Annotated in this window: 24 protein-coding genes; 14 read left to right on the plus strand and 10 right to left on the minus strand. The window is 66.4% G+C overall.

Annotation, left to right across the window (positions count from 1 at the left end):
* Positions 1-17: 17 nt before the first annotated feature.
* The 4 genes from G9Q80_RS19695 to G9Q80_RS19710 form a co-directional block, all read right to left on the minus strand.
* Positions 18-1,118 (minus strand): Gfo/Idh/MocA family protein, encoded by a 1,101-nt coding sequence (locus G9Q80_RS19695; RefSeq protein WP_088715778.1) that lies wholly within the window; start codon positions 1,116-1,118, stop codon positions 18-20.
* 62 nt (positions 1,119-1,180) lie between these two features.
* On the minus strand, positions 1,181-2,092 hold the full coding sequence (gene bcoG, locus G9Q80_RS19700; protein ID WP_088715777.1) for a 3-dehydrocarnitine:acetyl-CoA trimethylamine transferase BcoG: 912 nt from the start codon (positions 2,090-2,092) through the stop codon (positions 1,181-1,183).
* The gene (locus G9Q80_RS19705; protein ID WP_088715871.1) at positions 2,082-4,211 is read right to left on the minus strand and encodes an acetate--CoA ligase family protein; all 2,130 of its coding nucleotides are present in this window, start codon (positions 4,209-4,211) and stop codon (positions 2,082-2,084) included. Before G9Q80_RS19705 ends, bcoG begins: the two co-directional genes overlap by 11 nt.
* Before the next feature lie 23 nt (positions 4,212-4,234).
* Entirely contained in the window at positions 4,235-5,395 is a 1,161-nt protein-coding gene (locus tag G9Q80_RS19710; protein ID WP_088715776.1) for an acyl-CoA dehydrogenase family protein, read from the minus strand.
* A gap of 162 nt (positions 5,396-5,557) precedes the next feature.
* Between G9Q80_RS19710 and G9Q80_RS19715 the strand changes: the two genes are divergently transcribed.
* The 3 genes from G9Q80_RS19715 to G9Q80_RS19725 all read left to right on the plus strand — a co-directional run bounded on the left by G9Q80_RS19715 (position 5,558) and on the right by G9Q80_RS19725 (position 8,342).
* Complete coding sequence (locus G9Q80_RS19715; RefSeq protein ID WP_088715775.1) at positions 5,558-6,409, plus strand: transketolase; 852 nt, start codon at positions 5,558-5,560, stop codon at positions 6,407-6,409.
* A gap of 25 nt (positions 6,410-6,434) precedes the next feature.
* Entirely contained in the window at positions 6,435-7,490 is a 1,056-nt protein-coding gene (locus G9Q80_RS19720) for a transketolase family protein (RefSeq protein ID WP_088715774.1), read from the plus strand.
* A gap of 99 nt (positions 7,491-7,589) precedes the next feature.
* On the plus strand, positions 7,590-8,342 hold the full coding sequence (locus G9Q80_RS19725; RefSeq protein ID WP_088715773.1) for an SDR family NAD(P)-dependent oxidoreductase: 753 nt from the start codon (positions 7,590-7,592) through the stop codon (positions 8,340-8,342).
* Positions 8,343-8,426: 84 nt separating this feature from the next.
* Here G9Q80_RS19725 and G9Q80_RS19730 read toward each other — a convergent pair whose 3' ends face one another.
* Positions 8,427-9,272: a fumarylacetoacetate hydrolase family protein gene (locus G9Q80_RS19730; RefSeq protein WP_088715772.1), complete on the minus strand. Its 846-nt coding sequence runs from the start codon at positions 9,270-9,272 to the stop codon at positions 8,427-8,429.
* Between the two features lie 43 nt (positions 9,273-9,315).
* Positions 9,316-9,996, minus strand: a complete 681-nt coding sequence (locus G9Q80_RS19735) for a GntR family transcriptional regulator (protein WP_052244610.1) — start codon at positions 9,994-9,996, stop codon at positions 9,316-9,318.
* 201 nt (positions 9,997-10,197) lie between these two features.
* On the opposite strand from G9Q80_RS19735, the gene G9Q80_RS19740 reads away from it, so the two are divergent.
* From G9Q80_RS19740 to G9Q80_RS19775, 8 genes are all read left to right on the plus strand, one after another.
* Positions 10,198-11,208 carry a TRAP transporter substrate-binding protein gene (locus tag G9Q80_RS19740; protein ID WP_043144068.1) on the plus strand — a complete coding sequence of 337 codons (1,011 nt, stop codon included), beginning with the start codon at positions 10,198-10,200 and terminating at the stop codon, positions 11,206-11,208.
* A 157-nt stretch (positions 11,209-11,365) separates the two neighbouring features.
* Positions 11,366-12,181, plus strand: coding sequence for a TRAP transporter small permease subunit (locus G9Q80_RS19745; protein ID WP_043144065.1), 816 nt, complete (start codon positions 11,366-11,368; stop codon positions 12,179-12,181).
* The gene (locus G9Q80_RS19750; protein ID WP_043144063.1) at positions 12,181-13,776 is read left to right on the plus strand and encodes a TRAP transporter large permease; all 1,596 of its coding nucleotides are present in this window, start codon (positions 12,181-12,183) and stop codon (positions 13,774-13,776) included. The genes G9Q80_RS19745 and G9Q80_RS19750 overlap by 1 nt, the downstream gene beginning before the upstream one ends.
* A gap of 150 nt (positions 13,777-13,926) precedes the next feature.
* The gene (locus G9Q80_RS19755; RefSeq protein WP_229754838.1) at positions 13,927-14,877 is read left to right on the plus strand and encodes a phytanoyl-CoA dioxygenase family protein; all 951 of its coding nucleotides are present in this window, start codon (positions 13,927-13,929) and stop codon (positions 14,875-14,877) included.
* Positions 14,878-14,969: 92 nt separating this feature from the next.
* Complete coding sequence (locus G9Q80_RS19760) at positions 14,970-16,466, plus strand: UxaA family hydrolase (RefSeq protein WP_088715771.1); 1,497 nt, start codon at positions 14,970-14,972, stop codon at positions 16,464-16,466.
* A gap of 73 nt (positions 16,467-16,539) precedes the next feature.
* On the plus strand, positions 16,540-17,610 hold the full coding sequence (locus tag G9Q80_RS19765) for a Gfo/Idh/MocA family protein (protein WP_088715770.1): 1,071 nt from the start codon (positions 16,540-16,542) through the stop codon (positions 17,608-17,610).
* A complete protein-coding gene (locus G9Q80_RS19770; RefSeq protein WP_088671681.1) occupies positions 17,607-18,329 on the plus strand; it encodes an SDR family oxidoreductase in 723 nt (240 codons plus the stop codon). The genes G9Q80_RS19765 and G9Q80_RS19770 overlap by 4 nt, the downstream gene beginning before the upstream one ends.
* 47 nt (positions 18,330-18,376) lie before the next feature.
* Positions 18,377-19,288 carry a DMT family transporter gene (locus G9Q80_RS19775; RefSeq protein ID WP_043144050.1) on the plus strand — a complete coding sequence of 304 codons (912 nt, stop codon included), beginning with the start codon at positions 18,377-18,379 and terminating at the stop codon, positions 19,286-19,288.
* Between the two features lie 73 nt (positions 19,289-19,361).
* Here G9Q80_RS19775 and G9Q80_RS19780 read toward each other — a convergent pair whose 3' ends face one another.
* Positions 19,362-20,099, minus strand: a complete 738-nt coding sequence (locus G9Q80_RS19780; RefSeq protein ID WP_088715769.1) for an SDR family oxidoreductase — start codon at positions 20,097-20,099, stop codon at positions 19,362-19,364.
* A gap of 100 nt (positions 20,100-20,199) precedes the next feature.
* Positions 20,200-21,981, minus strand: a complete 1,782-nt coding sequence (locus G9Q80_RS19785) for an IlvD/Edd family dehydratase (RefSeq protein ID WP_088715768.1) — start codon at positions 21,979-21,981, stop codon at positions 20,200-20,202.
* 147 nt (positions 21,982-22,128) lie between these two features.
* Here G9Q80_RS19785 and G9Q80_RS19790 point away from each other — a divergent pair, with 147 nt between their 5' ends.
* Together G9Q80_RS19790 and G9Q80_RS19795 are read left to right on the plus strand one after the other, a co-directional pair.
* On the plus strand, positions 22,129-22,650 hold the full coding sequence (locus tag G9Q80_RS19790) for a hypothetical protein (RefSeq protein ID WP_088715767.1): 522 nt from the start codon (positions 22,129-22,131) through the stop codon (positions 22,648-22,650).
* A complete protein-coding gene (locus G9Q80_RS19795; RefSeq protein ID WP_088715766.1) occupies positions 22,647-23,345 on the plus strand; it encodes an RraA family protein in 699 nt (232 codons plus the stop codon). Before G9Q80_RS19790 ends, G9Q80_RS19795 begins: the two co-directional genes overlap by 4 nt.
* A gap of 170 nt (positions 23,346-23,515) precedes the next feature.
* Here G9Q80_RS19795 and G9Q80_RS19800 read toward each other — a convergent pair whose 3' ends face one another.
* Positions 23,516-24,406, minus strand: coding sequence for a phytanoyl-CoA dioxygenase family protein (locus G9Q80_RS19800; protein ID WP_088715765.1), 891 nt, complete (start codon positions 24,404-24,406; stop codon positions 23,516-23,518).
* Between the two features lie 112 nt (positions 24,407-24,518).
* On the opposite strand from G9Q80_RS19800, the gene G9Q80_RS19805 reads away from it, so the two are divergent.
* The gene (locus G9Q80_RS19805; RefSeq protein WP_088715764.1) at positions 24,519-25,523 is read left to right on the plus strand and encodes a LacI family DNA-binding transcriptional regulator; all 1,005 of its coding nucleotides are present in this window, start codon (positions 24,519-24,521) and stop codon (positions 25,521-25,523) included.
* Here the strand turns inward: G9Q80_RS19805 and G9Q80_RS19810 are convergent.
* Complete coding sequence (locus G9Q80_RS19810; protein ID WP_088715763.1) at positions 25,520-26,443, minus strand: NAD(P)-dependent oxidoreductase; 924 nt, start codon at positions 26,441-26,443, stop codon at positions 25,520-25,522. The genes G9Q80_RS19805 and G9Q80_RS19810 overlap by 4 nt on opposite strands.
* Positions 26,444-26,579: the final 136 nt, after the last annotated feature.

Below are 26,579 nucleotides of genomic sequence, written 5' to 3' on the forward strand. Positions count from 1 at the left end.
TCCCTCGTCTCCCGGTCTCAGAAATCCGCCACCCGCGCCCAGGTCCCCGACACCGCCGCCGCGCGCGCCGCGGCCATCACCCGGTGCACCTCGACCCCGTCAGCGAACGTCGGCCAGACCGGCGTCCCGCCGTCGATGGCCTGCAGAAAATCCTTCGCCTCGATGATGATCTGATCCTGGTAGCCGGTGCCATGCCCCGGCCCCGGACAGAATCCCCGGTAGTCGGGATGCGCCGGACCGGTCAGGATCTTGGTAAACCCCGCCCGTTCCGCCGGGGCCGTCCCGTCACAAAGCCAGAGCGCGTTCTGATCCTCCTGGTCAAATCGGATCGCGCCTTTTTCCCCGGTCACCTCGTAGGCATAGCCCATTTTCCGGCCCGTCGCGACGCGGCTGGCGAAAAGCTGTCCGCTGGCCCCGTTCTCAAAGCGCAGGGTCATCAGCACCTGGTCGTCATTGGTCACGGTCACGCCGTTGCGTTCGGGAAAGACCGTCTCGATCACTGCCGAAACCTCGGATATCTTTCCGCCCAGCGCCAGGGCGGCATTGATCGGATGCGGTGCGAGGTCGCCAAGACAGCCGTTGGCCGCGCCCTGCGATCGCCAGGGCGGCAGGATCGAGGTCAGGTGGAAATCCTCGGTATGTTCGATGCGCAGGTGATGCACCCGCCCAAGATCACCCCCGGCAATCAACTGTCGGGCAAAGCCTGTGGCGGGAGTCCGGCTATAGTTGTAGGCCACCATATGCGCGACCCCGGCGCGCTCTGCCGCCGCCAGCATGGCCCGTGCCTCCTCCAGCGACAGCCCAAGCGGCTTCTCGCAGAGCACCGGCTTGCCCAGGGCAAAGGCGGCCTCGGCGATCTCGCGGTGCGTCGACTGCGGAGAGGCGATCACCACCGCCTCCACCTCTGGGTCCTCGACAAGCGCCCGCCAGTCGCGGGCAGCGCGATCGAAACCATAGGCCTCGGCATAGCGGGCCCCGCTTTCGGGCGTGGACCCGGCGATCGCAACAAGTCGCGGTTTCAACCCTGTCTCGAACACCGTGCCAACGGCGGCGAAGGCGGCGGAATGCGCCTTGCCCATGTATCCGCCGCCGACGATTCCGATCCCGATGCTGGCCATGCCCCCTCCCCCGATGTCAGCGCGCGACAACCCTGCGGCGCCGACCATCGGGGCGACAAGCGTTATCTGGGCGCGCGCTCGGTCAGACCCAGTTTTTCTCTCACCGCTGAGGGACCGATGACCTTGGCACCGAGAGACTCGACGATCCCCACGGCACGCTCGACCAGCTGGGCATTGGTCGCCAATACGCCCTTGTCCAGGAACAGGTTGTCCTCCAGCCCGACGCGCACGTTGCCCCCCGCCAGCACCGAGGCAGCGACATAGGGCATCTGGTTGCGCCCCAGCGCAAAGGCACTGAAACACCAGTCATCGGGGACGTTGTTGACCATTGCCATGAAGGTATTGAGATCGTCCGGCGCGCCCCAGGGCACGCCCATGCAAAGCTGCACCAGCGCAGGCCCCTCCAGCACACCCTCCTTCACCAGTTGCTTGGCGAACCACAGGTGTCCGGTGTCAAAGGCCTCAATCTCCGGCTTGACCCCCAGCGCGGTCATGCGCGCGCCCATGTCGCGCAACATGCCGGGCGTGTTTGTCATGACGTAATCGGCCTCTGCGAAATTCATCGTGCCGCAATCCAGGGTGCAGATCTCTGGCAGGCACTCGGCGATATGCGCCACGCGCTCGGCGGCGCCGATCATGTCGGTCCCGGCCGCGTTCACCGGCAAGGGCGCCTCGGTCGAGCCAAAGGTGATGTCGCCCCCCATGCCCGCCGTCAGGTTCAGCACCACGTCCACATCCGCATCGCGAATGCGTTCGGTCACCTCTCGGTAATAGGCCAGTTCCCGCGAGGGCGCCCCGGTCTCCGGGTCGCGCACATGGCAATGCACCACCGCCGCACCCGCCTTCGCGGCCTCGATGGCGCTTTCGGCGATCTCCCTGGGGGAGCGTGGCACATGCGGGCTGCGGTCCTGCGTCCCGCCCGATCCTGTCACCGCGCAGGTGACAAAGACCTCTCTCAACATCTCAAGCGGCATCGCCCTCTCCTTCCTGTCTTTCCGTCCTCAACCGGATCAGTGCATCCGCCGCCACCGCCCGGTCGGGCGTGACGATCAGCGGGTTGATTTCCAGTTCCTCGATCCTGTCGGCATGGTCCGCGACAAAAGCCTGCACCGCCAGAACGGCGGCCACAACCGCCGTTTCATCCGCCACCGGCGCACCGCGATAGCCTGCCAAAAGCGGCGCGATCCGCAGGCCCGCCAGCGCGTCGCGCACCTCCGGTTCACACACCGGCAACAACCGCACCTGCGTGTCGCCCAGGATCTCGGTCCAGACACCACCCGCCCCCAGCGTCAGGACAAACCCGTGCGCCGGATCGCGGACCACGCCGACCAGCAGTTCCGCCACCGTGCCACCGACCATTTCCTCGACGAGGTAACCCTGCGCACCCATCTCTTCCGCCGCCGCCCGCACCGCCTCCGGCGAAGCCAGGTTCAGCTTCACCGCTCCCGCCTCGCTCTTGTGAGCAAAGCCCTCGCCCTTCAGAACCACCGGGAAACCGATCCGCGCCGACGCCTCCGCCGCCGCCCCGGGCGTCGCGGCGCGCACGTGCGACGGCACCAAAAGGCCCGCGCCCTCCAGAATCCGCTTCGCCTCGGCCTCCTGCATGACGCCCCCGGCTTCTTCTTGGCAAAAATGCCCCGGGGGAGTCGCGGAACGCGACGGGGGCAGCGCCCCCTCCCCCCGCGCCAACAACACCGGCGCCGGGTCCACCGCCCGCCCGAGGAACGCCGCCGCCGCCAGCGCCGCCAGCGCCGCCGGCAGATCGCAGAGCGGCACGATCCCAAGTGCCATCAGCCGTTCCGCCACATCCTCCGGCAGCGTCTCGACCAGGCTCGACAGCACCGCCAGCGGAACATCGCCCCGCGCCCGGGCCAGGGCCTCGATCACCGGTTCCCAATCCGCCGTCGAACAGCGGTCACCGCGCGGGAAATCCAGCACCACCACTCCCGCGCCCAGGTCTTCTCCCCGCAGAAGGCCGGCGAAACAGGCCGTCATCGCGGGCACGTCGCCCCAGATATAGGTGTGGTAATCCAGCGGGTTGGCCAGCGCCACCTTGGGGCCAAGCGCCGCGCGCAGTGCCTCACGTTGGGAGGCGCCCAGGGGCGGAAACGCGATGTCATAACCCAGCCCGGTATCCGCCATCAGGCTCGCCTCGCCGCCCGAGCACGAGGCCGAGACCAGCCGGTTGGACCGCAAAGGCCCGGCCACGTGCAGGATCTTCAAACATTCCAGCAAGGTCGACAAGGAAGAGACCTGCGCGACCCCGATCCGCCGCAAAAAGGCCCGCGCACCCGCGTCGCTGCCGGTCAGGGACGCGGTATGCGACACCGCCGCCAACCCCGCCTGTTCGGAGGCCCCCAGTTTCAGCGCCACGATCCGCTTGCCCAGCGCCCGCGCCCGCGCCGCCAGCACCTCGAATCCCCGGACATCCGCGATCCCCTCGATGTAAAGCCCCAGCGCCGTGATCCGTGGATCCTCCAGCAGCGCCGTGCCAAGGGCACTCAGATCCACCTGCGCCTGGTTGCCCACCGTGCCCAGAAAGCCAATCGGCAGGCCGCGCCGCTGCATCGTCAGGTTCAGCGCCACGTTGGAGCTTTGCGACAGGATCGCCACGCCACGGTCCACCGGCACCAGCCCGTGCTGATCGGGCCAGAGCGCGACCCGGTCGAGCGCGTTCAACATCCCGTAACAGTTCGGCCCCAGCACCGGCATCTCCCCCGCCGCGTCCAGAAGCGCCGCCTGCATGTCCCGGCCATCCGCCAGTTCCGCCTGCGCCTCGGCAAAGCCCGAGGCAAAGCAGATCGCGCCGCCCGCCCCCCGTTCAGACAGCACCCGCACCGCCGCAACCGTGGCCGACCGGTTGATGCCGATATAGACCGCGTCCGGCGACCCTGACAGGTCTTCGATCCGCGCCACAGCCGGCAGTCCGCCAACCTCGGCGCGCGTCGGATGCACCGGCCAGATCGGCCCGCCGAACCCCATTCGGCGGCATTCGCGGATGACATTCGCGCACCAGCCCCCGCCGCCGATCACCGCGATGCTTTGCGGGCGCAACAGCCGCGACAATCGTCCGACCCCTGTAGGGTGGGTCATCGACCCACCACCCCCCGCCGCCATCACGCCCCCAGGGGGCGGAAGATCTCCCGCCCGATGATGTGGCGCTGGATCTCGCTGGTCCCGTCCCAGATCCGCTCCACCCGCGCATCGCGCCAGAAGCGTTCGATGGGGAAATCATCCATCAGCCCCATGCCGCCGAAGATCTGCAAGGTCGTGTCCGTCACCCGTGCCAGCATCTCGGTCGCGTAGACCTTGGCCGAGGCGATCTCGCGGTTCGCCGGCAGGCCTTCGTCCAGCCGCCAAGCCGCGGCCAGGGTCAGCCAGTCGGCAGCGTCGATCTCGGTCACCATGTCCGCCACCTGGAAGGACACTCCCTGGAACTTCGCGATCGCCTGCCCGAACTGCTTGCGCTGTGCCGCGTAATCCACCGCCATGTCGAAACAGCGCCGCGCCCGGCCCACGCTAAAGGCCGCCACGGTCAGCCGCGTGGCATAGAGCCAGGTGTTCATGACCTCGAACCCGCCATCGACCTCGCCCAGCACCTGGGCATCCGGCAGCCGGCAATCGGAAAACTCCAGGATGCTGTTCTTGTAACCCCGGTGGCTGACAGACCGATAACCATCGCGCACCTCGAACCCCGGATGGCCGCGATCCACCAGGAAACAGGTGATCCGCTTTTTCGGCCCCTTCGGCGTCTCGTCCACCCCCGTGGCGATGAAGACGATAAAGAAATCCGCGTGATCGGCGCCCGAGATGAAGTGCTTGGTCCCGTTCACCACCCAGTCGCCGCCCTGCCGCTGGGCGGTGCACTTCATGCCGCGCACATCGCTGCCCGCCTCCGGTTCCGTCATGGCCAGCGCATCCATCCGCTCGCCCCGCACGGCAGGCAACAGGTATCGCTCGCGCTGCGCGCCCTCGCAGGCCATCAGGATGTTCTGCGGCCGGCCAAAGAAATGCGTCAGCGCCATGCTGCCGCGCCCGAGTTCGCGCTCGACCAGCGTGAAATCGAGGTGGCCCAGCCCCGCGCCGCCCACCTCCTCGGGGAAGTTGCAGGCGTAAAAACCGAGATCGATCACCTTGCGCCTGATCTCTTCGCCCAGGCCCGGCGGCACCTCCCCGCTCCGTTCGACCTCGGCCTCGAAAGGATAGATTTCCTTTTCGACGAAGCTGCGCACCGTCGAGACGATCATCTCCTGCTCGTCGCTCAATCCGAACTGCATCGCGCCCTCCCTGCTTTGGCCCCATCCAAGTCGAGTTTGGCGCGACCCTCAAACCGAAAACGCCCGATCCTCTCCTGAATGCGACAAAGCAGGCGAAGAGCTCTTGCCTTGACGTAGCGTCTTCTGGAAAATGGTATACCAAATCGGACGAGGGAGGAGACCATGTCCACCGAAACGCAACACGCGGGCGCCAATGTCAGCCTCGCGCGCAGGGCCTGGTCCATCCGGCGGCTGGCGCTGCGCATGGCCGAGGTGCAGGGACAGGGTTATATCGGGCAGGCGCTCGGCGTGGCCGACGTGCTGGCCGTCAGCTATTTCCACGCATTGAATTACAAGCCCGAAGACCCGGAATGGGAAGGGCGCGACCGGTTCTACCTGTCGATCGGCCACTACGCGATCGCGCTCTACTCCGCGATGATCGAGGCCGGCATCCTGCCCGAGGACGAGCTGGAAACCTACGGCATGGACGACAGCCGGATGCCCATGTCGGGCATGGCCGCCTACACGCCGGGCATGGAGATCACCGGCGGCTCGCTGGGCCACGGCCTTGGCATCGCCGTGGGTGCGGCGCTGGGGCTGAAGCGCAAGAAGAACCCCGCCTTCGTCTACAACTTGATGTCGGACGGCGAACTGGGCGAAGGCTCGACCTGGGAGGCGGTCATGTCCGCCAGCGCCCACCAACTGGACAACCTGATCTGCGTGGTGGATTTCAACGACCAGCAGGCCGACGGGCCGACCACGCAGGCGCTCGCCCGGGGCGACGAGGCACCGAAATGGGCCGCCTTCGGCTGGCACGCGCAAGAAGTGGACGGCAACGACCTGGACGCGCTGGTGGCGGCATTCGACACCGCGCGCACCCTGTCTGACCCGCGCCCCCGCGTCATCATCTGCAAGACCCAGATGTGCAAGGGCGTCCCCTTCCTCGAAGAGCGCGAGATCACCCATTTCGTCCGCGTGGCCCCCTCCGAATGGGCGCGCGCTATCGCCATCCTCGACGACGCCATCCCGGCCTGAGCCGGACCGACAAGGAGCCAGAGACATGCAAGACGCCCCCATCGGCCCGACCTCGCGCCGCAAGTCGAAATACACCCCCCGCGCCGTCCCCGTCTCCGAGGATGGAGAGCGCCTGACCACCTCCGCCATGATCGCCTCGCTGGACGCCGAGGGCCGCGACACCGTCGCCGCCCCCTTCGGAAACGCGCTCTGCGACCTGGCAGCGAAGCGGGACGACATCGTCGGCCTGACGGCGGACCTGTCGAAATACACCGACCTGCACGTTTTCGCCAATGCCTACCCTGACCGGTTCTATCAGATGGGCATGGCCGAACAGGTGATGATCTCGGCCGCCGCCGGGCTGGCGCGCGAGGGCTTTACCCCCTTCGCCACCACCTACGCCGTCTTCGCCTCGCGCCGCGCCTATGATTTCATCATCATGGCCATTGCCGAGGAAAACCTGCCGGTGAAAATCGTCTGCGCCCTGCCCGGCCTGACCACCGGCTACGGTCCCAGCCACCAGGCGACCGAGGACCTCGCGATCTTCCGCGGTATGCCCAACCTGACCATCGTCGATCCCTGCGATGCGACAGAGATCACCCAGGCCACCCACGCCATCGCGGATTTTCCCGGCCCGGTCTACATGCGCCTCCTGAGGGGCAAGGTGCCGGACGTGCTAGGCCAATACGGCTACAGGTTCCAGCTGGGCAAGGCGCAGGTGATCCACGGCGGCAGTGACGTGCTCTTCATCTCCACCGGCTTCATGACCATGCGCGCGCTGGACGCCGCCAAGGCGCTGAAGGCCGAGGGCACCGATTGCGCCGTCCTGCATGTGCCGACGCTGAAGCCGCTCGACACGGAAACCATCCGCAAGGAAGCCGCCAAGACCGGGCGCCTGGTCGTGACGCTGGAAAACCACACCATCGTCGGCGGCCTGGGCGAGGCGGTCGCGGCCGAGTTGATGCGGGCCGGCATCCACCCCGCCTTCGACTCGATCGCGCTGCCCGACGAGTTCCTCGACGCCGGCGCATTACCCACGCTGCACGACCAGTATGGCCTCAGCGTGCGCGCCATCACGGCCCGCGTGAAGACAAGGCTCTGACGCCGCATCTTCTTTGGTTTTTCAAATACCCTCGGGGGTGAATGGCCGCAGGCCAGAGGGGGCAGAGCCCCCTGCCCCCGACAACCACAGGACACCCACATGCTTCTCAAGGACAAGACCGCCGTTATCACCGGCGCCGCCAGCCCCCGAGGCCTCGGCAAGGCCACGGCGCAACTCTTTGCCGAACACGGCGCCCGCATCGCAATCCTCGACCTCGACGGCGAGGCCGCCCGCGCCGCCGCCGCCGACCTGCCTGGCGAAGGCCACATCGGCCTGGCCTGCGATGTCACCAGCAAGCCCCAGTGCGAAGCGGCAGCCAAATCGGCCATCGACGGGTTGGGCCAGGTCGACATCCTGGTCAACAACGCCGGCATCACGCAGCCGCTGAAACTGATGCAGATCGAACCCGAGAATTACGAGGCGGTCACGGACGTCAACCTGCGCGGCACGCTCTACATGAGCCAGGCGCTGATCCCGCACATGCGCGCGCGCAAGACCGGCTCCATCGTCAACATATCGTCCGTTTCGGCCCAGCGCGGCGGCGGCATCTTCGGCGGGCCACATTACTCGGCGGCCAAGGCGGGCATCCTCGGCCTGACCAAGGCGATGGCCCGCGAACTGGCCCCCGACGGCATCCGGTCGAACGCGATCTGTCCCGGCTTCATCGCCACCGACATCACCGGCGGGGCACTGACCGACGAGATGATGGAACAGATCCTGTCCGGTATCCCGATGGGCCGCGCGGGACAGGCCAGCGACGTGGCGGGCTGCTGCCTGTTCCTGGCGTCGGAGCTCTCGGCCTATGTCACAGGCTCCGAGGTCGACGTGAACGGCGGTTCGCTGATCCACTAAAAGGAAAGGGCCTTCAAAGGCCCTTTCTCAACGCTTTTCCAAAAGCGTTTCCAAGCGGCTTCGAAGCCGCTTGGATGCCCCGGCTCAGCTGGCCGCGACCGTTTCCTGCCGCTGTTCGCCCAGGCCCTCGACACGCACTTCCATCACGTCGCCCGGCTTCAGGAAGCGCTGCGGCTTCATGCCCATGCCGACACCCGAAGGCGTGCCGGTGGCGATGATGTCGCCCGGTTGCAGCATCATGAATTGCGACATGTAGGAAATGATCTCGGCCACGCCAAAGATCATGTCCGAGGTATCGCTGTCCTGAACCGTCTCGCCGTTCAGGTCGAGCGAGAGCTTCAGCGCCTGCGGGTCCGGCACCTCGTCGGCCGTGACAAGCCAGGGGCCGGTCGGGCCGAAGGTCGGGGCAGACTTGCCCTTGATCCACTGGCCGCCCTTCTCGATCTGGAATTCGCGCTCGCTCATGTCGTTGATGACGCAGTAGCCCGCGACATGGCTCAGCGCGTCCGCCTCGCTGACGTAGGAGGCGGCCTTGCCGATCACCACGCCCAGTTCGACCTCCCAGTCGGATTTGACCGAGTTGCGCGGGATCACCACGGGGTCATAGGGTCCCGACAGCGCCGAGCTCGCCTTGGAAAAGAGGATCGGCTCCTTCGGCGGCTCCGACCCGGTTTCGGCGGCATGCTTGGCATAGTTCAGACCGATGCAGAAAAAGTTCGGAACGGAGGCCAGGCATGAGCCGATGCGGCCCGGCTCGGCCACCAGCGGCAGGCTGGCCGGGTCGATGGCCCGCAGCGCCTCCAGCGCTTCCAGCGAGACGGAGGCCCCGGCAAAATCGGTCACGTGGGCCGACAGGTCACGCACCTGGCCGTCGCCGTCCAGCATGCCGGGCTTTTCCTGGCCCGCCGGGCCAAAACGCAGTAGTTTCATTGATCTCCCAATCCTTGTTCCTTGGTCTTTCTTCTCTGGCCGCTCATTCGACCGGCTCCGGCGCCTCGCCGCCTTCGTCCTTCACGGACTCGAAGAAATCGGCCACGTTGATCAGCAGGTGATCCAGATGCGCCTGCACCTGGGCCTGGGCGGATTCCGCATCGCGCGCTCGCAGAGCGGCGACGATCTCGGCATGTTGGCGCAGCACCCGCTCGCGCGAACGTTTGCGACTGGCAGACAGATACCGCGCCCGCCACAGACGCGCCAGCAATGACTGGTGGACCTCTGCCAGAACAGGATTGCCCGCCGCGCGCGCGATGGCGAGGTGAAAACTCATGTCGATCTCGAAGATGTCCAGCATGTCGAGGCTGTCGTATTGCCGGTCCATGCGGTCCGCGACCTCGGCGATGCTCTCGATCTCTTCGGCGCTGGCCCGCTCGCAGGTCAGCCGGGCCGACAGCACCTCCAGCGCCGACATCACCTCGATGTTGTGCGCCACTTCCTCGAAACTGGGCCTGGCCACGATCGGCGACCGCGCCGGGCGCAGCTGCACCAGCCCCTCTTTCGCCAGTATCCGAATCGCCTCGCGCAGGGGTGTGCGGCTGACGCCGAGTTCGGCGGCATGGTCGCGTTCCTTGACCGCCGTGCCCGGCGGCAGCACGCCCCGCAGAATGTCCCGGCGTAGCCGAGTCGCGATCTGTTCGGGCAGAGTCTCATCCGTCATGGCGCAGTTCACCTCCCTGAATCCGCACCTTTTTTCCACCCGGAAGGGCGGCCTCCCATGAAGCAAATTTGGTATACCAAAAATCCTTGCCTGTCGACATTGCTTTGGTTAGCTTGCCTTTACGGGATGGTATACCATCCGGGTACGGGGTCCGACCCCGATAACCATCGGCGGGGGGGAGCCCGCCACAGGGAGGAACATATGAAAAAGATCCTGACGACGGCCGCGGCCGTTGCCATTGCCGCATCCGCGGCCCACGCGCAGGACGTGACCCTGCGCATCCAGACACACTATGCGTCCGAGCACCCCTCGGGTGTGCTGGCGGCGCAATTCGCGGATGACGTGCAGGTGATGTCCGGCGGCGAAATCGCCATCGAGATGTTCTACAGCTCGTCCGTCGTGGCCACGACGGAAACCTTCGACGCGGCCATCAACGGCATCCTCGACTGCGACATGACCGGCGGCGCCTACCAGACCGGCAAGAACCCGGCGTTCCAGTTCGTCGGCGACATCATGGGCGGCTACGACACCCCCTGGCAGCAGATTTCCTGGCTGTACTACGGCGGTGGCTACGATGCCGCGCAGGAACTGTACAACGCGCAGGGCATGCAGCTGATCGGCTGGTGGCTCTACGGCCAGGAGTCGCTGTCGTCGTCCAAGCCGCTGGCCGGCCCGGACGATCTGAAAGGCTGGAAGTTCCGCTCGCCCCCGGGTCTGGAAACCGAGATCTTCACCGAAATGGGCGCCACGCCCATCGTGATGGACTTCACCGAGATCTTCACCGCGCTGGAAACCGGCATCATCGACGGTGCAGACGCCTCGGGCCTCTACAACAACGTTGGCCTGGGCCTCTACGACATCGTCAGCCATGCCACCTACCCCGGCTTCCACTCGATGCCGTCGGACCACCTGGCCTGCAACCAGGCCGTCTGGGACGGTCTGAGCGAAAAGCACCAGCGCATCATCGACACCGCGATGCAGAAACTGACCCTGCACACCGCCCTGTCGAACGAGAAGAAGAACGCCGAAGCCGCGGCAGAGCTGCAGGCCAAGGGCGTGACGCTTCACAACTGGTCGGCCAAGGACCGCGCGGACTTCCGCAAGGCGGCGCAGACCTCCTGGGACCGCTGGGCCGAAAAGACGCCCGAAGCGGCTGCCCTGGTGGCAAGCCACCGCGAGTACCTGACGGCGCTCGGCCTGATCGCCGAGTGATCGCCGGGCTGACCGCCTCGTGACCTCGCGGCGAGCCTTTCGCAAGGCTCGCCGTTTTCGTCTCTGCCACATGCGCCCGCACGCAGGACGCGGAACGGCCAGGGGGACGGCACGGGCGACAGGCCAACTGCCACTCTTCACATCGGGGTGACCGCGCATGCAACAGGACAGCGTCTGGCTGGGACCGCTCAGAAAGCCGGTTCAAATGGCCATGATCGGGTTTTCGGGCCTGACCATCGCACTCTTCATCTTTCTCGTCTTCAACCAGTTCATCTCGTCCGATGCCATCGGCATGCACGACATGATCCGCCCCCAGGGCAAACCGATCGTCACGGTGACGCTGTTCAGCCTCGCGCTTGCGCTGCTGTTCACCGCGCTTTTCCTCAGCGATGACAAGGGCACGATCGAGGTCGACCGCACGGGGCCCTTCGACATCCTCTCACTGGTCTGCGCCCGCCTGGCCATGATGTCGATCGCCTATATCGTGATCGTCATGTTCTACGAGGTGGTGTCGCGCTACGTCTTCAACCAGCCGACCATGTGGGCCAACGAACTGTCGCTCTGGATCGCCAGCTTTCTCTTCCTGCTGGCCGGTCTCTACGCGATGCAGCAACGCAGCCACATCCGCATCTACGTCATCTACGACATGATGCCCCGCTGGATGCAGAAGGCCGCGGACTGTGTTTCGGTCTTCCTGATCTGGGTCTTCACCTTCTGCCTGGTCTGGGGCGGCTACAACGACGCCATGCGCCGGATGCTGCGGATGGAAACCTTTGGCACCGCCTGGGATCCGCCCATTCCGGGGACGGTGAAACCCGCCATCCTGTTCATCATCGTGCTGGTCGCCATCCAGGCCCTGTCGAACCTGATCGCCGACTGGAACAAGGCACCCGAACACCACAACCCGGCCGACGAGATCGACGAGCACGAGATCGAGGCCCTGCGCCGCACCCTGGAAGAGGACAAGAAGTAATGGTCGACATCGGCACCCTCTCCCTGATCCTTCTGCTGGCGATGTTCGCGCTGCTGGCCATCGGGATGCCCCTGGGCTTTGCCTCGGCCTTCCTCGCGGTGGTCACGCTGGTCCTGAAATTCGACGTCGATATCCTGTTCCGAACCTGGGGACAGGGGCCGCTCAGCGTGCTGGGCCAGGCCGTCTACCGACAGATGACGAACTACGTGCTGATATCAGTACCACTCTTCATCTTCATGGCAGCGCTGTTGGAACGATCCGGCATCGCGCGCGACATGTATTCCTCGCTGAACGTCTGGCTCAGCCGGGTGCGCGGCGGCATCGCCATCGTGACCTCCGTCATGGCAGTCATCATGGCCGCCATGTCCGGCATCATCGGCGGCGAGGTGGTCCTGCTGGGCCTGATCGCCCTGCCCCAGATGCTGCGGCTGGGCTACAACCAGAACCTCGCCATCGGCACGATCTGCGCCTCCGGCAGCCTCGGCACCATGATCCCGCCCTCGATCGTCCTGATCTTCTACGGGCTGGTGACGGAAACCTCGATCAAGGCGCTCTTCACCGCCTCTTTCCTGCCCGGTTTCATGCTGGCATCCTTCTTCATCATCTACATCATCGTGACCACGCAGCTGTCGCCGGAAAAGGCGCCGCTGCCGCCCGAGGATCCCGACGCGCCCAAGGGCGGGGAAAAGGGGCTGATGTTCCTTGGTTTCCTGTCCCGCTTCGGCATCTGGATCACCGGCGTGCTGATCCTGCGCGCGCTTTTCTTCACCGTGACCGGCGTCAACGAGGTGGTCGAGGGGGTCGATCCGATCCTGCTCGGCATGGTCTCGGACATTCCCTGGCTTGCGGGCGCGCTGGTGATCTTTGCGCTGATCGTCTTCTTCGTGGTCGGGCGTGAACGCACCGCCGCGGGCTGGGAGATGGGCAAGGGCCTGATCGCACCCATCGTCGTCATCGGCGTCGTGCTGGGGTCGATCTACGGCGGCATCACCGGCATCACCGAGGCCGCCGGCATGGGTGCTGTGGCGGTCTTCGTCATCGGCCTGATCCGGCGCGAGATGACCTGGGACATCGTCTATGACAGCCTGATGCGGACGCTGAAATCCACCGGCACGATCATCTGGGTGACCATCGGCGCCGCGGCGCTGGCCGCCGCCTATACGCTGGCGGGCGGGCCGCAATATGTCGCCAACATGATCGTCGGCGCCGACATGCCCACCATGAGCGTGATCCTGGTGATGATGCTGATCTTCCTCATCATGGGGATGTTCATGGACTGGGTCGGCATCGTGCTGCTTGTCATGCCGGTCTTCCTGCCCATCGTCGTCCGCCTGCCGGCGGAAGAGATCGGCTGGTTCGCCCATGTGGACGCACGCTATGTGCCGATCTGGTTCGGCGTGGTCTTCTGCATGAACATGCAGGTGAGTTTCCTGTCGCCCCCCTTCGGGCCGGCCGCCTTCTACCTGAAATCGGTGGCCCCGGCGCATATCTCGCTCACCGACATCTTCCGCGGCTTCCTGCCCTTCATCGCGCTGCAACTCTGCGCGCTGGCGGTGCTGCTGGCCTGGCCGCCCATCGTCACGATCTTCCTGTGACCCCGGACCGGACCGAGGCCCCCGCGCCCCGGTCCGGTCCCCTTGCGACCCCCGGGCTTCTTCTTGGCGAAAATACCCCGGGGGGCCGCGGCCCTGCCGCGGCGGGGGCAGAGCCCCCTCCCCCCGCGCCCCTTAGCGAAAGGACAGCCCATGCCCTTGATGTTGACCCAGGACCAGGTCACGCAGTTCGACCGCGAAGGGTATCTCGTGGTCGAGGATGTTCTGAACCCCGATCTGCTGGCATCGGTGAAGGCCGAATATGCCGCGCTGCTGGATGCGCTCTATGCCCGCTGGCAGGACGAGGGCCGCGTGCCCGCCGCCGAGGGCATGGATTTCTGGCAGAAGCTGCTGACCTCCTACAAGGCGGGCTGCGACTGGTTCCAGCCGATGGACATTTCCCTGCCCGGCGGAGAGATCGCCGCCGATACGCCCTTTCACTTCGGCCCAGCCGTATTTGACATGCTGACCGATGCCCGCCTGCTGGACATGGTCGAGGATCTGATCGGCCCCGAACTGACCTCCAACCCGATCCAGCATGTCCGCCTGAAGCCCCCCGCCACCCATCTGCACGCGGATGAGCCGCGCGCCCATGTCACCGCAACCGCCTGGCACCAGGACCGCGCCGTGGCCCATGAAGAGGGCGACGAGACCCGCATGGTCACCGTCTGGCTGGCCATCTCGGACGCGACCGTCGAAAACGGTTGCCTGACGGTGGTGCCGGGCAAACCGCGGATGTACCCGCATTGCCCGCAGAAACAGACCGCCATCGCGCCCGGGTACCTGGACGAGGACAAGGCCGTGGCCCTGCCGGTCAAGGCGGGCGGCGCGGTGCTCTTCCATCCGCTGACGCCCCATGCCTCGCTGGAGAACCGCTCCGAGAATTTTCGCTGGAGCTTTGACATCCGCTACAATGTCACCGGTCAACCCACGGGCCGCGCCCATTTTCCCGCCTTCATCGCCCGCTCGCGCAGCGCCCCGGAGGCAGAGTTGCGCGACTGGAAAAAGTGGAAGACCATGTGGGAAGAGGCCCGCGCCCGGCTGGCGCCGGCACCGCATATCCCCATTCACCGCTGGTCGGGCGACAGCCCGGTCTGCGCGTGACCGCCACCGGAAACACCCGCCCCGGCCCCGCGCCGGGGCCTCGTGCCATGACGCCCCGGCACCGGGGCCGATCAGCCACCTGAGAGACCAAGATGAAAAAGACAGTCCGCCTTTCCGACGCCGACAATGTCGTCACCGCCGTCACCCCGCTTGAAATCGGCCAGGAAGGCGCGACACAGCTGATCCCGCGCGGGCACAAGCTGGCCACGCAGGCGATCCACAAAGGCGCGCCGGTGATCAAATACGCGCAGGTGATCGGCTATGCCGCCGAGGACATCGCGCCGGGCGCCCATGTCCATACGCACAACCTCGAATTCCGCAACGTGGATACCGAGTATGACTACGGCACCAACCTGCGGCCCGCGACCCCTGCCGACACGCCGGACACCTTCATGGGCTATCGCCGCGCGACGGGCCGCGTCGGCACGCGCAACTACATCGCCGTGCTCACATCGGTGAACTGTTCCGCCACCGCCGCCCGCAAGATCGCCGAACATTTCACCGACGAAAAACTGGCTGCCTATCCCAATGTCGACGGCGTCGTGGCCTTTGTCCACGGCACCGGCTGCGGCATGGCCGGTCAGGGGTCCGAGGGGTTCGAGGCGCTGCAGCGGGTCATGTGGGGCTATGCCCGCAATCCCAATGTGGGTGGCGTTCTGATGGCGGGCCTCGGCTGCGAGATGAACCAGATCGACTGGCTGGTCGAGGCCTATGGGCTGACACCCGGCCCCCTGTTCCAGTCCATGAACATCCAGGACGTGGGCGGGCTGCGCAAATGCGTCGAACTGGGCATCAAGAAGATCGAGGCCATGCTGCCCGTGGTAAACGAGGCCACGCGCACCGAATGCCCCGCCTCCGACCTCATGGTCGCCCTGCAATGCGGCGGCTCGGACGCCTGGTCGGGCATCACGGCGAACCCCGCCGTGGGCCATGCCTGCGACCTGCTGGTGGCGCAGGGCGGCACCGGCGTTCTGGCCGAAACGCCCGAGATCTACGGCGCCGAACACCTGTTGACGGCCCGCGCCGTCGACCGCGCCACGGGCGAGAAACTGGTGGAGCTGATCCGCTGGTGGGAGGATTACACCGCCCGCAACAAGGGCTCGATGGACAACAACCCCTCTCCCGGCAACAAGAAGGGCGGGTTGACGACCATCCTCGAAAAATCCCTTGGCGCGGCGGCCAAGGGCGGCACCACGCCTCTGACCGGCGTCTACAAATACGCCGAGCCGGTGACGGCCCGGGGATTCACCTTCATGGACAGCCCCGGCTACGACCCGGCCAGCGTGACCGGCCAGATTGCCTCGGGCTGCAACCTCGTCTGTTTCACCACCGGGCGCGGTTCGGCCTTCGGGGCGAAACCCAGCCCCTCGATGAAGGTCGCCACGAACACCGAGATGTTCAACCGCATGACCGAGGACATGGACGTGAACGCCGGCACCATCCTGACCGAAGGAAAATCGGTCGAGGAGGTGGGCCGCGAGATCTACGAGATGTGGCTGCGCATGGCCTCTGGCGAACAGACCAAGTCCGAAGCGCAGGGCCTGGGCGATTACGAGTTCGTGCCCTGGCAGATCGGGGCGGTGATGTGATGGGCAAGCCATTTAGAAAAGGCTTGAAAGCGATTTCCAATTCGCTTTGCCCGCGCAGGCGAGGACGTTCCGCGTGAGTGTCCCCCTCCCCCTCTGCATCATCGGCGCGGGTGCCATCGGGCGCCGCCACATCGAGGTGGCCAGCGCCTCGCCCGCGATCCGGATCACGGCCATCGTGGAGCCGGACGCAACCACGCGCGCGACGCTCACCACCGAGGGCCTGCCCGCCGTCGCTACGATTGACGACGCCCCGGCAGAGACCCGCGCCTGTGTCATTGCCACGCCGACACCGGACCACTGTCCCTCGACCCTCGCCGCGCTGGCGCGTGGCTGGGCGGTGCTGGTGGAAAAGCCCATCGCCGACACGCTCGACAACGCGCAGCTCATGGCGGAGACGGCTGCGGCCAAGGGCATGCCCCTGATCGTCGGTCATCATCGCCGGTGCCATCCCTTCGTGCAGGCCACTCGCGCCGCCATGCCCGAGATCGGGCAACTGGTCGGCTTGCAGGGCATGTGGTCGCTGCGCAAGCATGACACCTATTACGACGTGCCCTGGCGCCGCCTGCCCGGCGCCGGCCCGCTAGCCACCAACCTCAGCCACGAGATCGACCTGCTGAACGTCTTTGCCGGCCTGCCCGTTGAGGTCACTGCGCTGACCTCCAACGCCGCGCGCGGCCATGTGATCGAGGACACCGCCGCGCTCGCCTTCCGCTTCGACAGCGGCGCGCTGGGGTCCTTCCTGATCTCGGACGCGGGCGCCTCGCCCTGGTCCTTCGAGGCCGCCAGCGCCGAGAACCCCGCCATCGCCGCCTCGGGCGAGGATTACATCCGCATCACCGGCACCCTGGGCGCGCTGTCCTTCCCCTCGCTCACCCGCTGGGGCGCCTCCGGCCCGGGCGAGGTGGAATGGTCGAAACCGCTCAAACGCTTTGACCCGCCCGGCTTCGACAAGGTCGACCCGCTGCTGGTCCAGATCGACCGCTTTACGGCTTTCCTTGAAACCGGCGCCGACGACAATCTCTGCCAGCCCAGGGACGGCATCGCCGCGCTGGAAATGACGCTGGCCACCGCCTTGTCCGGACAGACGCACCGCCCCGTCAGGCGCGGCGAGGTTCCGGGAGATTTCACAGGAGTTCTGACATGAGATTAGCCGGCAAACGCGCCTTCATCACCGCCGCGGGCCAGGGCATTGGCCGCGCCATCGCCGAAGGCTATGCCCGCGAAGGCGCCGAAGTCACCGCGACCGACCTCAACCCCGACCTGCTGGAGGGGCTGACCGGCACCACCTTCGCACTGGACGTGACCGACAAGCCCGTGCTGACCCGCGCCATCGAGGCCGCCCAACCCGACATCCTGGTCAATTGCGCGGGCTTCGTGCATGCGGGCACGCTGCTCGAGGCGACCGACGCGGATTTCGAATTTGCCATGATGCTGAACGTCCGGTCGCAATTCCATTCCATGCAGGCCGCCCTGCCCGGCATGATCGAACGCGGCGGCGGGTCGATCGTCAACATCGCCTCCATCGCGGGCAGCATCGTGGCCGCGCCCAACCGCTGTATCTACGGCACCTCCAAGGCCGCTGTGATCGGACTGACGAAATCCGTGGCGCTGGACTATGTGACCAAGGGCATCCGCGTGAACTGCATCTGCCCCGGAACCGTCGACAGCCCGTCATTGCATGACCGGCTGCGGGCAATGGGCGACTACGAGGAAGCGCGCCGGGCCTTCAACGCGCGCCAGCCGATGGGACGGATCGGCACACCCGAGGAGATCGCCCATCTGGCCATCTACCTCGGGTCCGACGAAAGCGCCTTTACCACCGGACAGGCGCATGTGATCGATGGCGGATGGGCGGTCGGCTGACCGCATCCGCCCAGCCCTTTCCTTTGCCCAACCGCCAAGTACTCCCCATGTCCGAAGCTCTCCCCCGCGAAGACCGCACCGCCGCCGGCGTGCTGATGATGGCCCTGGCCGTGCTGGGGTTCACCTTTATCGACAGCACGGCAAAATGGCTGATGCTGGCGGGGCTGCCCGCGCTGCAGGTGGTCTTTGCCCGCTACGCGGGGCATTTCCTGGTTGCCGTGGTGATCTACGGCGCGCGGGAGGGGCGCCAGGCCTTCGTCTCGAATGCGCCCTGGCGCCAACTCCTGCGCAGCTTCTTCCTGCTGGGCAGCACCGTGTTCAACTTTTCGGCGCTGAAATACCTGCCGATCACCGTGACCACGACCATTACCTTTGCCGGTCCCATCGTCGTCACCCTGCTGGCCATCCCGATCCTTGGCGAAAAGGTTGGCCTGCGCCGGATCATCGCCGTCTGCGTGGGTTTCCTCGGCGTGATCGTGGTGATGCAGCCCTGGGGCGTCGATTTCCACCCCGCCATGTTCCTCTCCATCGGGGCGCTCAGCATGGCGGCGCTCTACTTCATCATGACGCGGCTCCTGGCGGGGATCGAAGGCAACGCCACGCAGCAGATCTGGTCCAGCGGCTTTGCCGCGCTGGCGCTGCTGCCTTTCGTTCTGGGCGGCTGGGTCTGGCCCGAGGGACCGGTCTGGATCGCCTTCTGCCTGATCGGCATCTTCGGGGCCAGCGGCCACATCGCGGCCGTGATCGCGCACCGCTGGGCGGATGCCTCGATCCTGGCGCCGGTGATCTACATCCAGATCTTCCTGGCCGCCGTCGCCGGCATCCTGCTCTTCGACACCTGGCCGACGGTCTGGACGCTGGGCGGCGGCGCGATCATCATCGCATCCGGTCTCTATATCTGGCAGCGCGAGCGCGTGGTGCGCGGGAGGGTACGCCGCCCGGTGCCGCATACGCGGTAGATGCGCCGGGGGCTCTGCCCCCGGACCCCCGGAGGTATTTCGGGCCCAAAGAAACATGGGCCCGGGACAGTATTCAGCCCCGCCCGATATAGGGCATCGCGCTTGCCATGACGGTCATGAACTGCACGTTGGCCTCCAGCGGCAGGGACGCCATGTGCAGCACCGATTTCGCCACGTTCGACACGTCCATGACCGGCTCCACCGCGATGGAGCCATCGGCCTGCGGCACGCCCTTGGTCATCTTCTCGGCCATGTCGGTCAAGGTGTTGCCGATGTCGATCTGCCCACAGGCGATGTTGTAGGGCCGCCCGTCCAGCGACAGGGACCGCGTCAGCCCGGTGATCGCGTGTTTCGACGCCGTGTAGGGCGCCGATCCCCAGCGCGGCACATGGGCCGAGACCGACCCGTTGTTGATGATCCGCCCGCCCTGCGGGTCCTGTGCCCGCATCCGGCCAAAGGCCGCGCGCGCACAGATGAAAGACCCGGTCAGGTTGATCTCGATGCAACGTCGCCAGTCATCAACGCTGATCTCGTCCACCGGACCGCCCATGACCGACACGCCCGCGTTGTTGAACAGCGCGTCGATCCGGCCCCATTCCGACAACGCCTTGTCGAAAGCCGCGTCCACCTGTGCCTCGTCCACCACGTCGCAGGGCAGCGCCAGCGCGTTCTCGTGGCTACCCGCCATCTCGGCCACCGATGCCTCGGTCCGCCCCACGATCCCGACTTTCCAGCCCGCCGCCAGGAAGGTCTCGGCGCAGGCCTTGCCGATCCCGCGCGCCCCGCCGGTGATGATGATTGTCTGGCTCATATGTCCCTCCCCCATGTTTCTTTGGGCAAATATATACCTCCGGGGGGAGCCGAAGGCGGGGGGCAGAGCCCCCCTCCCGCGTCACCGCCCCGAACCGTGTTCAGTGATTGTCGCGGGGCAGATCCTTGGCGATGCGCTGATAGGCCGTCGCCAGTTCCAGGCAGCCGCCGTCGCCAAGCTGGCCGACATGGGTGCGATAGATCTCTTCCCAGGGCGTCTGGCTGACGATCTCCGGCGCCTCCCAGGCCGCTTGCCGCGCGGCCCAGTCCTCGTCCGAAACCAGCGCATCCATGCGGCTGGCATTCAGGTCCAGCCGCACCCGGTCACCCGTCTGCAGGAAGGCCAGCCCGCCGCCCACCACCGCTTCCGGTGAGGCGTTCAGGATCGACGGGCTTTCCGAGGTCCCGGACTGGCGCCCGTCCCCCACCGTCGGCAGATGGGTGATCCCCGCCTTGATCAGCGCATCGGGCGGCTGCATGTTCACCACTTCGGCCGAGCCGGGATAGCCGACGCAGCCCACGTTGCGGATGAACAGCACCGTGCGTTCGTCGATGCCAAGACTCTCGTCATTGATCCGGTCGTGGTAATCCTCGGGGCCTTCAAAAACCACGGCGCGGGCCTCGAAGACCCCCTCGTTGCCGGGTTCCGACAGGAAACGCTTGCGGAAGTCCTCGGAAATCACGCTGGTCTTCATCAAGGCACTGTCGAACAGGTTGCCCGAAAGCACCTTGAACCCGGCATTCGTGCGCATCGGCGCGTCGTAGCGCTTGATCACTTCGGTATCCAGACTGTCACACCCGGCTAGGTTCACCCCCACATTGTTGCCCGTGGCCGTCATCGCCCCGGCGTGCAACCGCCCGGCGCTCATCAGTTCACCCATGACAGCCGGCACGCCCCCGGCGCGAAAAAAGCTCTCGCCCAGGTATTCGCCCGCAGGCTGCATGTTGACCAGCAAGGGCACGTCAAAGCCGATGGTCTCCCAGTCCTTGACGTTCAGTTCCACCCCGGCATGGCGCGCGATGGCCTGCAGGTGCGGCGGCGCATTGGTGGATCCGCCGATGGCGCTGTTGACCACGATGGCATTCTCGAAGGCTTCGCGGGTCAGGATGTCCGAGGGTTTGAGATCCTCGTAGACCATCTCGACGATGCGCTGCCCGGTCTCATAGGCCATCGCCATACGCTCGCGGAAGGGCGCGGGAATGGCGCTGGAGCCCGTCAGGGTCATGCCCAGCGCCTCGGACATGGCGTTCATCGTGCTGGCGGTGCCCATCGTGTTGCAATGGCCCAGGCTGGGCGCGCTGGAACAGACGCGGCCCATGAATTCCTCGTAGTCGATCTTGCCCTCGGCCAGCAGGCGGCGGCTTTCCCAGACAATGGTGCCCGAACCCGCGCGCTTGCCCTTCCACCAGCCGTCCAGCATCGGCCCGCCGTTCAGCCCGATGGCGGGAATATCCACCGTCGCCGCGCCCATCAGCATGGCGGGCGTGGTCTTGTCACAGCCGGTGGTCAGCACCACGCCGTCGATGGGATAGCCGTGCAGCACCTCGACAAGGCTCAGGTAGGCCAGGTTGCGGTCCAGCGCGGCTGTGGGCCGCTTGCCGGTCTCCTGGATCGGGTGGACAGGAAACTCCATCGGGATGCCGCCCGCCTCGCGGATGCCCGCCTTGATCCGGTCCATCAGGAAGACGTGGATCTTGTTGCAGGGCGCCAGATCGCTGCCGGTATTGGCGATGCCGATGATCGGCTTTTCACCCTGCAGTTCCTCGCGGGTAAAGGCCTGGTTCTGGTAACGCTCGACATAAAGCGCGGTCATGCCCGGGTTGTTGGGATTGTCGAACCACTCCTGCGATCGGAAGCGCTTGTTGGCGCGGGTATCTGACATGTCCTTCCTCCCCTGGCACGCCTGCCGATTCTGGCAGGTCTGTTCTCTTGTGCGAGTGTTCCAATTTGGTATACCAAATGCAAGCCGCTCGGCGGGAGGCCGGGCAAGAGAGGGCGCAAACCGCCCCCAGGCCGGGAGGACTTGACCATGACGACACGCCCCGCCGCGCAGCGGATGGCGCCCCTGACGCTGGCCGCGCTGCTGCTGGCAGCCCCCCTGCAGGCTGAGCCGCGTCTCGACCTCGACAACCTGCGCAGTTGCGTCGAGACGGCGGTGGACCTGGGCAAGGCCCCCACCGCCTGCGTGGACATTGCGCACGCGCCCTGCCTTGAAATCTCGACCGAAACCCCCGCCGTGGCGGGCCTCTGCTTTGCCGAGACGCGGCAGGAATGGTCAGAGGCCATCGCCACGCGCATGGCGGATCTGGGCGAAAAGGCCCCTGAACGCATTGCAGCACTTGCCGGGATCGAGGTGAAATACGACCTGCTCTCCTCGCTGGTGCAATGCGACCGGATGGAGGAACTGGCCCTTCTGCGCGAATTGCCCGCCGAAGAAATCCAGCTGCAGAAGGCCCGCTGTACCGCCACCGCCTCGGGGCTGGCCTATATCCGCCTGCTCTGGCGCCTGCCCGACCCGGACACACCACTTGCCAAGGAGACTGACCAATGATCGGAGAACCGCCCCGCCTGACCATCGTCAAGGGTGCCCCCCGCCCGACAGAGGCGCAGATTGCCGCCCTGCAAGGAGTCGAGACCGCCTTCCTCTGCGACGCGATGGGCGGCATGGGGGCAATGGCAACACCCATCGCGCCCATCGGCTTCGGGCGTGACCTCGACTGTCACGCGGCGGGCCCCGCACTGGTGGCCGACAGCGGCCCCGCGGACATCATCGCCACACTCGCAGCGGTCAACCTGCTGACGCCGGGCGACATTGTGGTCCATGCGGCCCACGGCAACCAGGACCGCGCCACCATCGGAGACCAGCTCTCGGGGATGCTCAAAAACGCGGGCGCCGCCGGTTTCGTCACCGACGGGCCGATGCGCGACTACGCCGGCATCGTCGCCGCCGGCCTGCCCGCCTGGTGCACCGGGCTGAACCCCAATTCGCCCTATACATCGGGTCCCGGCACCCTGGGGGCAAGCGCGACCGTCGGCGGCTGCCATGTCGCCACCGGCGACATGATCGTCGCCGACCGCAACGGCGTCGTGGTGATCCCCTTTGCGCGGATCGACGAGGTCATTGGCCGCGTCCAAGAGGTTCAGAAGCTCGAGTCCGAGCTTGAGGCCAAGGTCAAGGACGGCTTCAAGGCGCCACTGGACATCGAGGCGATGCTGGCGGACGGCTCGGCCGTGGAAATCGGGTAAGGGGGCGCTGCCCCCGTCTCCCTCTGGTCGACTCCCCCGAGGGTATTTGGACCAAGAAGAAACATCAGGGACGCGCCTGAAGCTTCTTCTTGGCCCAAATACCCAGGGGTGAATGCGCAAAGCGCAGAGGGGCAACGCCCCTCCCCCGCGTGTCTCAGCACGCAGGACCCTCAGGCAAAGGCGCTCTTGGCGCCGCCGCTCATCTGGGTCTTGAAGATCGAGGTATTGTCCGGCGCCGGGGGCAAGGGCAGCGTCACCGGCACATCCGCCAGCCGTGGCGTGAAGACCGGCGCGCCGGTGATCATCCGGTCCTGGAAATCCTCCCAGAACTTACGCTGTCCGAGCGAATGGATGTAGCTCGACCCGCCCAGCAGCGGCCAGGCATCTGCGCTGGCGCATTCGTAGAACAGGATCTTGCGCGCCCGGTCCGAGACATTGGGCGCCGAGCCGTGCAGCAGGCGCACGTGATGCACCGTCATGTCCCCCGCCTTGCCGGTCAGCGTGACGATCCTGTCCTTTTCGAACAGCGGATCGTCCGGGTCGATCGCCCCGCAGAACACGCCGCCCGCGTGATGGCTCAGCACCGGCCCCTTGTGTGATCCCGGGATCACCAGCAGCGGACCGTTGTCCTCGGTCACATCCTCCAGCATCAGCCCGAAGGCCAGGAGCGAGTCGTTGGTGGCCGGGTAAAAGGCCCAGTCCTGGTGCCATTCCACCGCCGCGCCGCCACCCGGCGCCTTGCAGTTCAGCTTGGCGGTGTTCAGCACCGTGTCCGGGCCGAGGAGGTCGTTCAGCACCTCCGTCACCTTCGAATGTTTCAGGATGCGGTCGTAAACGGGGTGCTGCTTGTGCGGCAGCTTGATCCGGGTCAGGCGCGGAGTGTCGGCGCAATGGCCGGTATCGAGGTCGAAACGCTCGTCGCTTTCGGTGATGCCCCGCGAGGCGTCGATCAGCCCGTCGGTCACGGATTGCAGCTCTGCCAATTCCTCGGGCGTCACCACCTGCTCGACCTTGAGATAGCCGTTCTCGGCGTAGAAATCCTGTTGTTCGCGGCTCAGCATCGCGTCTCCTCCCCTGTTGCACGCTTGATGGCTCGACAGATGGTATCGATACCATGACTTGCGTGGTATCGATACCACCCTATCCTGAGCGCTGTCAAACGAAGGAACGGACATGAACCGCAAATGGGTGACGATGGGCGACGTGGCGCGGGCGGCGGGGGTGGGCAAGATCACCGTCAGCCGCGCCCTGCGCACCCCGTCCAAGGTCAGCGCCGACACGCTGGAAAAGGTGCAGAAGGCGGTCATGGAGCTGGGATATGTTCGAGACGAGACCGCCGGCGCGCTGTCCTCCCAGCGCTCGCGCGTCGTTGGGGCGCTGGTCTCGACGCTGGAACAGCCGGTCTTTGCCTCGACCATCCGGGGTCTTGAAGAGGGGCTGAGCGCGGGCGGTCTGCAACTGCTGCTGGGCAGCACGCGCTACCAGCCCGAGAAAGAGGCGCTGATGGTCTCGACCCTGCTGGGCCGCCGGCCCGATGCGCTGGTCCTGACCAGCAGCGACCATACCGAGGACACCCGCCGCCTATTGTCCGGCGCCGGCCTGCCGGTGATCGAACTCTGGGAGCTGCCGGAGGTGCCGATCCACGCCGCCGTCGGCTTTTCGAACCGGCAGGCGGGGCGCGACATGGCCCGCCACCTGATCGCCTCGGGGCGCCGCGCGCCGGTCTTTCTGCGGACAGACCGCGCCAGCGACACCCGCGCCGACATGCGCGAGAAAGGCTATCTGGATGCGCTGGAGGGGCACGCGCCGCGCATCCATTCGGTGCCGCCCCGCGAGGACCAGGGCGGGCCGGACTACGGGGCCGAGGGGCTGGCGCAGGTCCTGCAACGCTGGCCCGATACGGACGCGGTGATCTGTGTCAGCGATGCGCTGGCGGTGGGCGCGCTCTGCGAGGCGCGGCGGCGCGGCATCGACGTGCCCGGCGCCCTGGCGGTGACCGGCTTTGGCGACATCGACGTGGCGGGGGCCGCCGCGCTGGACCTGACGACCGTGCGCATCGACGGTGCGGCCATCGGGCGCGAGGCCGCGCGCCTGACCCTCGCCGCCTGCGACGGCGAGGACATCAAGGGAACGCGGATCGACCTGGGCTACCAGCTGATCCGCCGCGCGACGGGCTAGTCGCGGCCCTTCTTCGCCTCTTCCTCCAGGTCCAGCCCGTTCATCCGCGCGATGTGATCGGCGATCCAGGGCACGTAGTCCTCGGCATGGCCCTGTGCCTCGATCTGGGTGAAATACTGCCGCGTGGCAGAGGCCATCGGCGACAACGCCCCCGCCTCTGCCGCCATCGACAGGGCATAGCGCACATCCTTCGACGCATTGGCCACGGAAAACTTGTGCGCGTCGCGGTTCCGATTCACCGCGTAGTCCATGAAGGTGTCGAAGAACCCGTTGCCCAGCCGGGACGAGCCGATGACCCGCTGGATCGTGGCAGGCGGGATGCCGACTTTGGCGCCCAGAGAGGTCACCTCGGCATAAAGCGCGGCATAGCTCATGGCGATGGTGTTCATGATCAGCTTCATCTTGTGGCCCGCGCCCACGGGGCCGACGTGGTTGATGTTGCCGGCCCAGCAATCCAGCACCGGCAGGATGCGCTGGAAGACCTCCGGGTCGGCGCCGACCATCGCGTCCAGCGTGCCGGCCTCGGCCTCCTTGGGGGTACGGCCCAGCGGCGCGTCCACCATGTGCCCGCCGCGTTCGCCCAGCTCGGCGGCCAGCGCCAGGGTCACGTTGGGATCGGAGGTGGAACATTCCACCACGATCAGACCGTCGCGCATCCCCGCAAGGATGCCGTCCTCGCCGCGAAAGACGCTTTCGACCTGCGGCGCGTTGCCAAGGCAGATGTGAATCACATCGCAAGCGGCGGCCATCTCGCGCGGGGTCGCCACCTCGACCGCGCCGCGCGCCACCAGGTCCTCGACCGGGGCACGGTTGCGGTTGCCCTTGACGACCAACGGGTGGCCCTTTTCCAGCAGGTTCTTCGCCATCCCGTGGCCCATGAGACCCACCCCGATGAACCCGACCTTGACCTTGTCAGACATGCGCTTCCTCCCCTTTTTGAGCGCGCCGGGGCGAGTCGGCGCACGGGGCAAGGCGGCACCTGGCCGCAAACGGCCTCCCGCCGTCCCGCACGCCGTTGACATTCCCGCCCCGGCTGGTTTGATTGCAGATGGTATA

It is taken from the genome of Mameliella sp. LZ-28 (genome assembly GCF_012274245.1).
GTDB classification, from domain to species: Bacteria; Pseudomonadota; Alphaproteobacteria; order Rhodobacterales; family Rhodobacteraceae; genus Antarctobacter; species Antarctobacter albus.

Coding starts and splice junctions, on each gene's coding strand:
- G9Q80_RS19695 (WP_088715778.1), bottom strand. CDS start 1,118: ATGGCCAGCATCGGGATCGGAATCGTCGGCGGCGGATACATGGGCAAG.
- bcoG (WP_088715777.1), bottom strand. CDS start 2,092: ATGCCGCTTGAGATGTTGAGAGAGGTCTTTGTCACCTGCGCGGTGACA.
- G9Q80_RS19705 (WP_088715871.1), bottom strand. CDS start 4,211: ATGACCCACCCTACAGGGGTCGGACGATTGTCGCGGCTGTTGCGCCCG.
- G9Q80_RS19710 (WP_088715776.1), bottom strand. CDS start 5,395: ATGCAGTTCGGATTGAGCGACGAGCAGGAGATGATCGTCTCGACGGTG.
- G9Q80_RS19715 (WP_088715775.1), top strand. CDS start 5,558: ATGTCCACCGAAACGCAACACGCGGGCGCCAATGTCAGCCTCGCGCGC.
- G9Q80_RS19720 (WP_088715774.1), top strand. CDS start 6,435: ATGCAAGACGCCCCCATCGGCCCGACCTCGCGCCGCAAGTCGAAATAC.
- G9Q80_RS19725 (WP_088715773.1), top strand. CDS start 7,590: ATGCTTCTCAAGGACAAGACCGCCGTTATCACCGGCGCCGCCAGCCCC.
- G9Q80_RS19730 (WP_088715772.1), bottom strand. CDS start 9,272: ATGAAACTACTGCGTTTTGGCCCGGCGGGCCAGGAAAAGCCCGGCATG.
- G9Q80_RS19735 (WP_052244610.1), bottom strand. CDS start 9,996: ATGACGGATGAGACTCTGCCCGAACAGATCGCGACTCGGCTACGCCGG.
- G9Q80_RS19740 (WP_043144068.1), top strand. CDS start 10,198: ATGAAAAAGATCCTGACGACGGCCGCGGCCGTTGCCATTGCCGCATCC.
- G9Q80_RS19745 (WP_043144065.1), top strand. CDS start 11,366: ATGCAACAGGACAGCGTCTGGCTGGGACCGCTCAGAAAGCCGGTTCAA.
- G9Q80_RS19750 (WP_043144063.1), top strand. CDS start 12,181: ATGGTCGACATCGGCACCCTCTCCCTGATCCTTCTGCTGGCGATGTTC.
- G9Q80_RS19755 (WP_229754838.1), top strand. CDS start 13,927: ATGCCCTTGATGTTGACCCAGGACCAGGTCACGCAGTTCGACCGCGAA.
- G9Q80_RS19760 (WP_088715771.1), top strand. CDS start 14,970: ATGAAAAAGACAGTCCGCCTTTCCGACGCCGACAATGTCGTCACCGCC.
- G9Q80_RS19770 (WP_088671681.1), top strand. CDS start 17,607: ATGAGATTAGCCGGCAAACGCGCCTTCATCACCGCCGCGGGCCAGGGC.
- G9Q80_RS19775 (WP_043144050.1), top strand. CDS start 18,377: ATGTCCGAAGCTCTCCCCCGCGAAGACCGCACCGCCGCCGGCGTGCTG.
- G9Q80_RS19780 (WP_088715769.1), bottom strand. CDS start 20,099: ATGAGCCAGACAATCATCATCACCGGCGGGGCGCGCGGGATCGGCAAG.
- G9Q80_RS19785 (WP_088715768.1), bottom strand. CDS start 21,981: ATGTCAGATACCCGCGCCAACAAGCGCTTCCGATCGCAGGAGTGGTTC.
- G9Q80_RS19790 (WP_088715767.1), top strand. CDS start 22,129: ATGACGACACGCCCCGCCGCGCAGCGGATGGCGCCCCTGACGCTGGCC.
- G9Q80_RS19795 (WP_088715766.1), top strand. CDS start 22,647: ATGATCGGAGAACCGCCCCGCCTGACCATCGTCAAGGGTGCCCCCCGC.
- G9Q80_RS19800 (WP_088715765.1), bottom strand. CDS start 24,406: ATGCTGAGCCGCGAACAACAGGATTTCTACGCCGAGAACGGCTATCTC.
- G9Q80_RS19805 (WP_088715764.1), top strand. CDS start 24,519: ATGAACCGCAAATGGGTGACGATGGGCGACGTGGCGCGGGCGGCGGGG.
- G9Q80_RS19810 (WP_088715763.1), bottom strand. CDS start 26,443: ATGTCTGACAAGGTCAAGGTCGGGTTCATCGGGGTGGGTCTCATGGGC.